The sequence below is a fragment of the Microbulbifer yueqingensis genome (assembly GCF_900100355.1).
GTDB lineage: Bacteria > Pseudomonadota > Gammaproteobacteria > Pseudomonadales > Cellvibrionaceae > Microbulbifer > Microbulbifer yueqingensis.
Genome location: NZ_FNFH01000006.1, coordinates 52,385 through 64,581, shown reverse-complemented (window position 1 = coordinate 64,581; position 12,197 = coordinate 52,385). Strand labels below are relative to the sequence as shown.

8 protein-coding genes are annotated in these 12,197 nt (G+C 59.9%); 5 read left to right on the top strand and 3 right to left on the bottom strand.

The window, feature by feature from the left end; translation table 11 throughout:
- Positions 1–192 precede the first annotated feature (192 nt).
- A complete protein-coding gene (locus tag BLT26_RS13555; protein ID WP_091515478.1) occupies positions 193–669 on the top strand; it encodes a hypothetical protein in 477 nt (158 codons plus the stop codon).
- A 144-nt stretch (positions 670–813) separates the two neighbouring features.
- On the opposite strand, the gene BLT26_RS13550 is transcribed toward BLT26_RS13555, so the two are convergent.
- On the bottom strand, positions 814–2,070 hold the full coding sequence (locus tag BLT26_RS13550; protein ID WP_139169562.1) for a PDDEXK-like family protein: 1,257 nt from the start codon (positions 2,068–2,070) through the stop codon (positions 814–816).
- Positions 2,071–2,290: 220 nt separating this feature from the next.
- Here BLT26_RS13550 and BLT26_RS13545 point away from each other — a divergent pair, with 220 nt between their 5' ends.
- The 4 genes from BLT26_RS13545 to BLT26_RS13530 all read left to right on the top strand — a co-directional run bounded on the left by BLT26_RS13545 (position 2,291) and on the right by BLT26_RS13530 (position 9,595).
- Positions 2,291–2,725, top strand: coding sequence for a VOC family protein (locus BLT26_RS13545; RefSeq protein ID WP_091515473.1), 435 nt, complete (start codon positions 2,291–2,293; stop codon positions 2,723–2,725).
- 710 nt (positions 2,726–3,435) lie between these two features.
- The gene (locus BLT26_RS13540; RefSeq protein ID WP_139169560.1) at positions 3,436–4,071 is read left to right on the top strand and encodes a hypothetical protein; all 636 of its coding nucleotides are present in this window, start codon (positions 3,436–3,438) and stop codon (positions 4,069–4,071) included.
- A gap of 345 nt (positions 4,072–4,416) precedes the next feature.
- Positions 4,417–6,576: a PKD domain-containing protein gene (locus BLT26_RS13535; RefSeq protein WP_091515465.1), complete on the top strand. Its 2,160-nt coding sequence runs from the start codon at positions 4,417–4,419 to the stop codon at positions 6,574–6,576.
- Positions 6,577–7,429: 853 nt separating this feature from the next.
- On the top strand, positions 7,430–9,595 hold the full coding sequence (locus BLT26_RS13530; protein WP_217631446.1) for a PKD domain-containing protein: 2,166 nt from the start codon (positions 7,430–7,432) through the stop codon (positions 9,593–9,595).
- A 723-nt stretch (positions 9,596–10,318) separates the two neighbouring features.
- Here the strand turns inward: BLT26_RS13530 and BLT26_RS13525 are convergent.
- Both BLT26_RS13525 and BLT26_RS13520 read right to left on the bottom strand, forming a co-directional pair.
- A complete protein-coding gene (locus tag BLT26_RS13525; RefSeq protein WP_091515458.1) occupies positions 10,319–11,596 on the bottom strand; it encodes a metal-dependent hydrolase family protein in 1,278 nt (425 codons plus the stop codon).
- 95 nt (positions 11,597–11,691) lie between these two features.
- Positions 11,692–12,195 carry a nuclear transport factor 2 family protein gene (locus BLT26_RS13520; RefSeq protein WP_091515454.1) on the bottom strand — a complete coding sequence of 168 codons (504 nt, stop codon included), beginning with the start codon at positions 12,193–12,195 and terminating at the stop codon, positions 11,692–11,694.
- Positions 12,196–12,197: the final 2 nt, after the last annotated feature.

Genomic DNA, 12,197 nt, shown 5'->3' with positions numbered 1-12,197 from the left:
TGACCCCACAAAAGCGATACGTGCCAAGGGCAAAAAATACATAACCCATCGCTATTCAGCCTCGATTAAGCTTGAATTCTGCATCCTCCACCACAACAGTCTTTCTCACGGCAGCTGCACAAGCAGCTTTTAGACTGTATAGGAAATAGCCACACCAAATTCATTGTTCACTCAACCATAAGGAGCCTGACTATGAAGAAGGCACTCCCGTATCTGGTAACAAGCCTGGTTCTCTCCGCCCCGGCCCTGGCCCAGCAGCCCGAAGCTGCCGGCAGAGAGATGAAGGAAACCAAGATCCCGACAGAAGCCCAGGCCCGCATGGACGAGAAGCGCACCATGGCCGAACAGAAGCGGTTGATGGCGGAGCAGAAGCGCCTCAAAGCCGAACAGAAGCGCATGGACGCCATGGGGAAAGGCGAGATCTCGGAAGAGAAACGCGCTATGGCGGAGGAGAAACGCGCCATGGCGGAAGACAAGCACATGATGGCCGGTAAGAAGGCCGAAATGATGCACGAGGAACACATGGAGGAGGCCAAGGACAACAAGGGCATGACCAAGCAGGCCGAGAAGAAGGCCGAGCAGGAGCGCAAGGAGCTGAGCAAGGGCTCCGAGCAGGGCCAGGCGGCCCGAGAGGAGAACAGCAAGAAGTGGTGGCAGTTCTGGAAGTAAGCGCCACCTAACCCCGGGGCCGCCGTACTGGCGGCCCTCTATCGTTAGCACATCCTTCATCGCTCTAACCTGCCAGATATCCCTTCGCCTTTGATCACCTGGCGTAAGCGCGATTATACAGCCGAATAATTCAAGCTCCCGGTCTTAAATCCAGTCTTCGAGCGCGTCGAGGAATGGTCTGCATGCGACAAAGGTCTCTTTAATTGTCGCGAGTACGGCTTTGCTTTTTACCTTATTGGAACGGCTGAAGTATATCCCCGCGCCAATCTGAATCTGATAGTTTGAGCGTTTATTGATATATGCCTCGTAAACGGCATTTAACCATTGCTCCTGGGGCTTAACTTTGGCGGATTTGTTGGGTATTGCCGTCCTAAGGTCGAATTCCAGAACGGCATCATGTATCGGTACCGATCTCTGGCTCGGGTAGCGCCGCTGTACAGCAATGCACCAGGGGCTAAAGCCGGGATCGCCAGTGGCAAGTGGCACCATATTGCCAGCGACCTCAGCGACAATGTCGTAGAACTCATCGTAAGTAAGACTCTTTAAAGCACTCTTGTATTGGGCTTTTATCCTGTGGGGGATAGTAATACTCACATTCAAGCGCTGGTGGTTGATTCCAACGGTGAAATGCGGAGTTTTGGTGAAATTTTCGCCTTCAACTGCATCTTCGTGCGCCAGGAAGTCCCATACTGCACTTCCCTTAGAGCCAGTAATCGCTCCTCTCCCTGGCAGGTCGGGGTTAATTCGGGCATCCCGGCAAAACGCGAGGTCTTCACGCAGCTCATCCATAATGAGTTTAAGAATTCGCTTAGCCTCAAGGTAGTTAAAGGGCCGGTCTTCATCAAATGGAATGCCGGTAAACACGGTAAGGTTCCCCTCTTTCAAATAGCCCATCTCCGAAAACTTCTGCTCTGCAATCACGAAATACTCCGCAGCCATGCTCGCCCAAGGCGAGTCGTTGCGGCGAATCAATAGCTGGTAAATATCGCTCCAGCGTAAACGATATATATTTTCGGAACTAAATGTTTCTACCGGGACAGATTCGATTGCAAGCACGTATATCTTTTCAAACCCGCAACGCTCCGCCGTTCTTCGGTGTCTTTTTAACTGATCACTGGCCAGCCTGCTGGTGATCTTGCTCTCAATCAGCAAACACCAGTCTTCTCCGTTATGTATCCAGCCATCAGGGATGCCCTTGCGGTCGGACTCTGATTCTGCTTCCTCAGGTTGCCCAACGATCGTTTGCTCTTCAATTTCGAGCTGAGATACACGGCAGGGCGGGTTTATTCCTATCAGGGAGAAAAAGGACTTCAGCAGAATATGGTCCTGATCCAACGCGGTTAATACCGCGTGGGTAAGCCGGTTTTCCGGCTGACTGTATTGGTCAAATATATTGCGCATTATTTGTTCAATTTAGATGAGCATGTTGTGTTTAAATCGAGGCTCATGCGACTTTTGGATATAAGTTAATCTAGCTGGTTATCCTTTACAATTTTCCACGTTCCAGCTAAGCCTACTGTGTATTGGCCACCTCGCCATTCACAACGAGGTCAGCTCTTTTGAGTGATGCGTGAAACCGAGCGACTGGCAAGGTTTTAGCGATTATCTACAAGGATAAGCTATGCAACTGACTCCCTTTCACCTAGCCATCCAGGTCCGCGATATTGCCGAGGCCCGGGATTTCTACGGCCGCAAGATGGGCTTTGCCGAGGGCCGCAGTTCCGACCAGTGGGTGGACTGGAACTTCTTTGGTCACCAGCTCGTGACCCACCTTAACCCGGCCATCGGCCGCGACGGCCAGGTGCCGGCCATTGCCAACCGGGTGGACGGGCACGGGGTGCCGGTGCCGCACTTCGGCGTGGTGTTGCCGTTTGACGAGTGGCAGGCGTTTGCCGAGCGGGCGCGGGGGTTTGTAGAGGAGTTTGTGATCGAGCCCTATATCCGCTTTGCGGGGCAACCGGGGGAGCAGGGGACAATGTTCTTTATGGACCCCAGTGGGAATGCGCTGGAGTTTAAGGGGTTTCGGGATATTGAGGGGGAGTTGTTTGCGACTTGATTTGATCGGATGAGGGGTTTCGCTGGTCGCACACTGGCCTCCCATTCGCTCTCGTGTTCACTGCTAGCTCTGTGGTTGCTGGATCCCGGCCTTCGCCGGTGTGCCGGCCCAGCGGGATGACGACAGAGGAGGAGCTTGCCCTGGTCGCTGTTGCTGGATAGCTCCGTATCTTTCGTAGCAGCTCGCTGCCAATCTCCTGCCGCCCCTTCCTTTCCGCATTAGGGCCGTTCTGCCCGATCCGAAGCTTGGCCTCCTAGATATTTGTTCAAGTTCAATAAATCCCCGTGCATCAAGTCACGATCGTGACACCGGTTTACTTCTTTTACCCGCTAGTTGGTACGCCTATAGGGCAAACCTGCCGCCAAACACCCCCAAATAGCCCTTTGGGGCTATTTACGCTTTTACCACCACCCGTCAGTTTCTTATTCGTTCACCGTAACCGTGAACGGACATTGGTTTTTCGGGACACGGAGGTTCCGGGCTTTTTTGAGGTAATGGATTATCTTCCCCGTGGCGTAACGCGGCGAGCCTGTAGGGTTATATACGACTCTGCAGGCTTTCTCTTATTCGATCCATTCCCTTTCTGACCGGCCCCCTTTCCGTTAAACCGCCGCGCTCTTTCCTGTAGCCCGCGCCCCACCCTTTTGGCTGGCGTGTGCGATCGGCGCGGATCTGCAATCTCACTACGATAATAATCTGGGGAATCGAATATGCTTTTGAAAGGTATCAATACTGCACTATTGTCAGCGGCAATTCTTTTCAGCGGGGCGGCGTCTGCACTTCCCGACGCGGCTAACCGGGGTGCCGACGGCAATGGCCGCATGGCAGAACTGTATGCGACCATCGACGCGCTTTCCACGCGCGTGGCGAAGCTTGAGGCCGAGAGCGGCACCAGCGAGTCGCTCAACGATATGATGTCCGGCAGCACCTTCCGCATGTACTGGCGAGACAGTGAGGTCGGCGCGGGCTGGACTACCGTTGGCATGGGGACCGGGTATATCGTCTTGAACTCCGATGGCACCTTTGCCTATCCGCGGTTTTTGAAGGCCATGCAGAACAATGGCACGGACCTGAGCGAAGTACGCTCCTTCAGCGCCTGGGACCTGTCGGTTCAGGGCGAGTGGGTGGTAGATGAGAGTAGCTCCTCCCTCGCGCTGAATTTCCACGGTGACGACGGAATGTATACTCCGGGCGAGGACCAGCGCTTCTGGTACCAGGTGTCCCATAACGGCACGGTGCTTATGTCAGGCGTACTGGATGACAATGCCGATGCAGGATATTTCTTCACCCAGTATGTTGCCGGCGTACGGATTCACAACAGCGCCTCTCTGCACGACTCAGAGTAACTCGCCTCTGAGGATAAAGAGCCCCACCTGTAAGGGTGGGGCTTTTTTATTTTCTTTTGGGTCTATACCGGTTGCCGTTCGAATTCGGCACTTTATTTAATCGCCCACTTTCACCGCCCTTTTCTGGTGCCCGCAAAAAACTTTAACTATTTCACACTCCCTGGCACACATATCCACTTTCGTTAATTTGTCTATCTTTTTGCCTTCCCTGTCGCCGCGCTTTTGATCCGCCCCAGCGAATTGCACAGTGCTTCAACAGTTACACGCTTTCCCGGTTGCTAACTTGGTGCTCGCACCGCACCAAATGGAGGCGGAGCCTTTATAACAAAATCGAGGAAATCGAGTATGCACAGCGATAAGAGAGATAAATGCGTGCTGTTCGGCGCGGCGATGCTGGCATCGTCCCTGGCTTTCGGGCAGCAATGCCAGAGTCCCACTCCCGTATGGGAAGACAATTTCGACGGTACCGCCCTGGACACCACCAAGTGGGAGCCGATGATCGGCGACGGCTGCACTTACGGGATCTGCGGCTGGGGCAACAACGAGTTGCAGTATTACCAGGCCGAGAATGCCGTGGTGGAAAATGGCATTCTCACCATTACCGCGCGCAAGGAACGCGTGAAGAGCAAGGGCTATACCTCCGCACGCCTGCGCACCGCGAACATGCCCAACGGCGGCGAGTGGACCAACGGCCGCTTCGAGGCGCGCATCAAACTGCCGGACGGCGCCGGCATGTGGCCGGCCTTCTGGATGCTGCCCACCGATCCGGACGTGGGCTGGCCCACCAGTGGCGAGATCGACATCATGGAGTCCACCGGCCAGGCGGACGAGTATGTATCCGGCACCCTGCACTACGGCGAGCCCTACCCGGACAACTCCTGGACCGGCAACCGGCTGCTGACCCAGCCCGAGCCCTGGTCGGCCGACTTCCACACCTATGCGCTGGAGTGGGAGCCGAACGAGATGCGCTGGTATGTGGACGACCAGCTTTATGCCACGCTCACGCCCCAGGACCTGACCAACTCTTCTTACTGGACCTTCGAGGACTACCGCTACCACTTCCTGCTGAACATGGCGGTGGGCGGCAACCTGGGCGGCCCGGTGGATGACCAGGCGCTGCCGCAGACCATGCAGGTGGATTACGTGCGCGTGTACGATTACGGCCAAGCGGCCATCACCGGCGACCGCATTGTGGAGAACGGCTCCACCACCACCTATTCCGTGGCCGGCACCGTAGGCGGCAACCCCGGTTTCAGCTGGAGCCTGCCCGCCGGTGCCACCCTGGTATCCGGCGCGGGCAAGGACACCATCACCGTGCAGTGGGGCAGCAGCGGCGGCAATGTGTCCGTCAGCGTGAGCGACAGCTGCGGCAACGCCGACCTGACCCTGCCCGTGTACGTGGCACCGAAGCTGGTACAGGAGCAGGTGCTGGATGACTTCGAGGCGAACCGCCAGCTGGCCTACACCACCATCGACGGTACCTTCGTGCAGGACGCGGCCAACCCGGCCCCGGATGCCACCAACGGCTCCAGCACCGTGGCCATGTACACCCGCAACGCCTCGGCGCAGTACGACGTGATCATCGCCGACACCAACGCCATCCCGGATGCGGACCCGTTCCTGGCCGGCAACAAGGCGTTCTATATGGACGTGTACACCTCCGCCGCCGCGGGCACGCAGATCCTGGTACAGCTGGAGGACAGCTCCACGGCCACCGCCACCAACTACCCCACTGGCCGGCACTCCAAGTATGCCGCCTATGTGGGCGAGGGCAGCGGCTGGCAGCGGCTGAAGTTCGAGCTGGACGATCGCATCGACGGCGGTACACCGGCAAACGCGGTGGACAGCCTGGTGATCCTGTTCGACCCGAACACCTTCAACGGTGACACCTATTACTGGGACAACTTCGATATCTATGGCCTGGACGGCAGCACCAATCAGGCGCCCATCGCCAGCGGCACCGGCAGCTGTGACGGGCTGGCCTGCAGCTTCGATGGCAGCGCCAGTTCGGATGCCGACGGTTCCATCGCCAGCTATGCCTGGGACTTCGGTGACGGCAGCAGCGGTACCGGTGTAGCGCCCTCGCATACCTATGCGGCGGGCGGCACCTATACCGTCACCCTGACCGTGACCGACGACCAGGGCGCTACCGCCCAGGACAGCTTCGATGTCACCGCCAGCGACGGCGCGGCGGCCACCACCATGTATGTATCCAGCGTGGTGACCGGCACCCAGTCTGCCGGTCGTGGCCAGAAGTACGCCACCGCCACCGTGACGGTGCTGGATGACCTGGGCCGCGGTGTGGGCGGCGTGACGGTAACCGGTAATTTCAGCGGCACCATCACCGAGACCGGCGCCACCGCAGTGACCGATGCCAGTGGCATTGCGACGGTGGTGAGCTCCGGTACCGCCAGTGGCAATGTGCAGGTGGGCTTCTGTGTCTCCGACCTGGCCGGTGGCAACCTGAGCCACGACACCGGTGCCAGTGCGGGGCTGTGCCAGTAACGGCTGACCGATGTGGGCAGGCCCTGTGCCCGCCTGCTTTAAAACAATAGTTTCCAGTACCACAGGATGTACTGTGCAGGCCCTGCCTCCGGTGTTGCCGGGGCAGGGCTTTTTTTTATTTGGGGGGGAAAGAGGAATTATTGGTGGTGCCATCGCGGGTCCACCCACAGCGGTCGCGGCCATGGGCCGCTCCTACATGGACGCACTGTGACGCTGCGGTTGTTCGCCTGCAAGCAGGCTCCTACGCGGGGCGCTCTCTCCGTACCGGCGCCTGGTAGGCGAATAGAACTTCGGGGTTTCGCTCACCCAGGGTTGCTGGGCCCCGGCCTGCGCCGGTGTGCCGGCCCAGCGGGGTGACGATGGTGGGGGAATTTGCCTCCGTGGTTGTCGCCTGCAGGCAGGCTCCTGCATATCCTCGTGTCGGCGTATGGTTGGCGGCTGGGGCTTCGCGGCGTCGTTCACCCCCGGGTGTTCGCGGCCATGGGCCGCTCCTACAGGGGGGCGTCGGTAAGCCTGTTGTCGGTGCGATAATTTCCCAGCGATTATTCTTTTAATGAAACTTTATTTCTGTGGGATATTTTCCCGCTTTTTGCCTCCCGTTCACTGCAGAAGCGCCCTTTCTTCCCCGTCTGGTCCGTGATGGGTGTATTTTGTTCGACTGTTTGCGGTGCGCCGTTATGGGGCATAGCGGCGATTAATCACCCAGATCGAGCCACATTGCCGTGCATTTGATCCGCCCCGGCGATTTGACCCGCCGGTTCCCTGTCATCGTTTCTTCACACTGCTAACTTGCTGGGTCGCACAGCAGCGGTCGTGGGCTGTGCAGATAATAATGACTTCGAGGAAATCGAGAATGCACAGCGACAAGAGAGCGAAGAGCGCCATCTTCGGCGCGGCGATGCTGAGTTCATCCATCGCCATCGGGCAGCAATGCCAAAATCCCGCCCCCGTTTGGGAAGATAATTTCGACGGTACTGCAGTTGATACCACCAAGTGGGAAGTAATGCTCGGCGATGGCTGCAGTTACGGTATCTGCGGCTGGGGCAACAACGAATTGCAGTCCTACCAGGCCGAGAATGCCACTGTAGAGAATGGCATCCTGACCATCACTGCGCGCAAGGAGCGCGTGAAAGCCAAGAACTACACCTCGGCGCGCCTGCGCACCGCCAATATGCCCAACGGCGGCGAGTGGACCAACGGCCGCTTCGAGGCACGCATCAAGCTGCCGAACAGCTCCGGCATGTGGCCGGCGTTCTGGATGTTGCCCACCGACCCGGCCGAAGGCTGGCCGATCAGCGGTGAGATCGACATCATGGAGGCCACCGGCCAGGCGGACATGTTTGTGTTCGGTACCCTGCACTACGGCGAGCCCTACCCGAACAATTCCCACACTGGTAACAAGGTGCTGAGCCAGCCGGAACCCTGGTCGGCCGACTTCCACACCTACGCGCTGGAATGGGAACCCAACGAGATGCGTTGGTATGTGGACGACCAGCTGTACGCCACACTCACCCCGGACGACCTCACCGATGCGTCTTACTGGACCTTCGAGAATTACCAGTATCACTTCCTGCTTAATATGGCCGTGGGCGGCAGCCTGGGCGGCCCGGTAGACGATTCACAGCTGCCGCAGACCATGCAGGTGGATTACGTGCGGGTGTACGACTACGGCCAGCCGAGCGTGGTGGGCGACCGCATCGTGGACAACGGCAAATCCACCACCTACTCCGTGGCCGGCGCCATCGGCAACGGCGCCAGCTACAGCTGGTCGGTTCCGGCCGACGCCACCCTGGTGTCCGGTGCCGGCACCAACACTGTCACCGTACAGTGGGGCAGCACCGGCGGTGAGCTTGGCGTGAGTGTGACCGACGACTGCGGCAGCCGCAGCCTGTCCCTGCCGGTGCACGTATCACCGCAGATGGCGCAGGAGACGGTACTCGATGATTTCGAGGCGAACCGCAGCCTGGGCTACACCTACTTCGATGGCACCTTCATCATGGACGCGGCCAACCCGGCCCCGGACGCCACCAACGGTTCCTCTACCGTGGCGAGCTACACCCGCTCCGCGGCGGCCCTGTACGACGTGATCGCGGCTGATACCACTGCGGTTGCGGATGCGGCGCCCCTGCTGGCAGGTACCAAGGCGTTCTATATGGACGTGTTTACCACCGCCGCCCCGGGCACCGAGATCCTGGTGCAGCTGGAGGACAGCAGCGTGGCCACGCCCGACAACTACCCTACCGGACGCCATTCCAAGTACGCGGCCTATGTGGGCGAGGAAGCGGGCTGGCAGCGCCTGAAGTTCCAGCTGGCAGACCGTATCGATGGGGCCACGCCGGACAGCGCGGTTAACAGCCTGGTGGTCCTGTTCGACCCGAACAGCCTGAACGGCGACACCTACTATTTCGATAACTTCGATATCTATGGTGCCGCGAGCGGTAGCGGTGGCAACCAGGCCCCGGTGGCCAGCGCCAGCCACAGCTGTGACGCGCTGAGCTGCAGCTTCGATGGCAGCGCCAGTGCCGACAGCGACGGTTCGATTGCTTCCTACCAGTGGGACTTCGGCGACGGCGCCTCTGCGACCACCGCGACGGCTTCCCACAGCTACGCGGCGGCGGGCACCTACACCGTGACCCTGACCGTGACCGACAATGAGGGTGCGAGCGACCAGGCCAGCTTTGATGTATCCGTGAGCGACGGCGCAGCGGCCACCACCATGTATGTTTCCAGCGTGGTGAACGGTACCCAGTCGGCCGCCAAGGGCCAGAAGTATGCCACCGGCACGGTGACCGTGCTGGATGACCTGGGGCGCGGCGTGAGCGGTGTGACCGTGACCGGTAACTTCAGCGGTGACATCACCGAAACCGGCGCTACCGCGACCACCGATGCCAATGGTATCGCCACCGTGGTGAGCAGCAGCACTGCCGGCGGCAACGTGTCTGCAAGCTTCTGCGTCACCGACCTGAGCGGCGGCGGCCTGAGCCACGATACTGCGACCAGCCAGGGCCTGTGCCAGTAACAGGACTCGGTCAGTAACCAGCGACGTGCGCGGGCGGCTTCAGTCACCGCCCGCCTCGTCCTCGTAATACGCGATTTAGTTTTTATTTAATTTTGTTTTTAAGGGCCCTGTCCGGGTTTTGCCGGGACAGGGCCTTTTTTATTTGGGGGAAGAAAGCAAGCCTGGGACGGTGGAAGGATCATTGTTGGGACGGCCGGCCACTGATCGCGGCCATGGGCCGCTCCTACAGGTGACGAGAACCAACATCATAGCGAAACGGGTGGCGGCGGTGGTCGCGGCCAGCGGCCGCTCCTACGGGGAGCCCTGTAGAGCGCACACGTGAAGTGGGCCGGCGGCGGGACGGTAATAAAAAACATCGTCATGCCGGCGTAGGCCGGCATCCAGGGGCCAGGAAGCAGGAATTCACATTGGAGGTAGGGAGTGGCTCAGTAGTACCTGGACCCCGGCCTGCGCTGGGGTGACGGCGCAAGGAGGTTATGACACGGGATTTTGCCTGCATCCCGGCTAATCGCGGCCATGGGCCGCTCCTACAGGTGATGAGAACCAATAGCGTCATGCCGGCGGAGGCCGGCATCCAGGGACTGCGGAGCAGGAAGACACGTTGGTGGTTAGGTCGAACGGTAGGGCTAGCGGAGCGGGTGGCGGCGGTCGCGGCCAGCGGCCGCTCCTACAAGGGCGTGGTGAGGGGAGCGGCGGTACCGCTTCCCCGGAGATTGTGCCTTGTTACTGCACGAACACCTTGCCGCCCTTCATGACGAAGTCCACATCCAGCAGCTCTTCGATATCTGCCAGCGGCGAGCCGTCGGTGGCGATGATGTCGGCCTGTTTGCCGACTTCCAGGGTGCCGATGGAATCAGTCATCCCGAGCAGGTCGGCGGCGTTGACGGTGGCGGACTGGATGATGGACATGGTGTCCATGCCGGCCTGGTGCATCAGCACCGCCTCGCGGGCGTTGTCGCCGTGCTTGGATACGCCGGTGTCGGTGCCGAAGGCGATCTTCACGCCGGCATCGACGGCCTTGGCGAAATTGCCTTTCATGTCGTTGCCGACGCGGATGGCCTTTTCCTTCTGGGCCTCGGTGAGGATCTCGGTATTCTTCGCCATCTGCACCACCGTGTCCCCAGCCAGCAGTGTCGGTACCAGGTAGGCGCCGCTGCGCTTGAACAGCTTGTGCGAGGCGGGGCCCGCGTAGGAGCCGTGCTCGATACTGTCCACGCCCGCTTCCAGCGCGGCGATGATGCCCGCTTCCTGGTGGGCGTGGCTGGCTACCTTGCGGCCCATGCGCTTGGCCGCCTGCACTACCTCTTTGAGCTCGTCCATTTCCATCTGCTGGCCGGTGCCGGTGGCGCGGTCGGTAAGTACCCCGCCGGTGGAGGTGATCTTGATCAGGTCGGCGCCGTACTTGATGGCGTGGCGGGTGGCGCGACGGCAGTCGTAGGGGCCGTCACACACGGTCTTGTTCTTCTCGTCGTGGAAGGCCATCAGCTCGGGACTCACTCCGCTGATATCCGCGTGGCCGCCGGTAATGCCCACACCGCCGGCAGCGATGATGCGCGGGCCGTCAATCCAGCCATTGTTGATGGCATCACGCATGGCATACATTTCCTGCGGGCTGGAGCCCACGTCGCGCACGGTGGTGAAACCTGCCTTGAGGGTGCGCATGGCGTACATCTGCGAGCGCATCTGCATCAGCTGCTTGGACATCTTCAGCGCATCGGAATCGTTGGTGGGGCCCAGCTCGCCCTGCAGGTGCACGTGCATGTCCATCAGCCCCGGCATCACGAAGCTGTCCTTCAGGTCGATGACGCTGGCGCTGCCTTCCTGCACATAGCCCTCACGCACATCGGTGATGACGCCGTCCTCGATAAAGATACTGCGCTCTTTCAGCGGCTTGTCGCCGGGAACCGCGAGCAGCTGGCCGGCGTGGATGATGGTGGTCTTGGCGATGGCCGCCGAGGAGAGGAGTGAGGCCGCCACGGCGGCGAGTATGGATTTTTTCATGGATTCCCCCTGGTTATTGTTTTAAACCCGCTGCCGGGAAAGCTGCAGCGGGGTGTGCGTGAAATCATTTTCGCAAAAACACCGCGTGAGCGAATTCAGTCGCCGGCGGCAGCGCTTTCGTTGGCCGCGGCGCTGTCGAAGGGGCGGTGGCCGTAGCTCAGCGCGCGGGTGATCTTCCACTCGCCGTCGTCGGTCTTCTTCCACACCATGACGAAATCCGCCATGCCCTCACAGCGGCCGGTGGCGTTTTCGCAGAAGACGTGCACGCCCTGGGTAATGGCCCCGAAATTGTTGATGGGGTAGGCGCGGAAGGTCTGCTCCAGCAGCTTGCGGCGGTAGTTGCCGCAGGCATTCTTGCGGGTGTTCTCGATCATGCTGGCGCGGTCCCAGGTGACGCCGCCGTTGTCGTGGTAGAACTCGACATCCTCTGCAAACAGGGCCTCGTGGCGGGCCAGCTGGTCGCTGTCGGCGCAACGGTTGAAGGAGTCGAACAGGGCGGTGTCCAGCTCGCGCATTTCGGTCGCCAGGTCATTGGCGTTGGCGGCGAGCGTGTTTGCAGCGGCCAGCAGCAGGGCCGGGAGCAGGATTCGTTTTATCATCG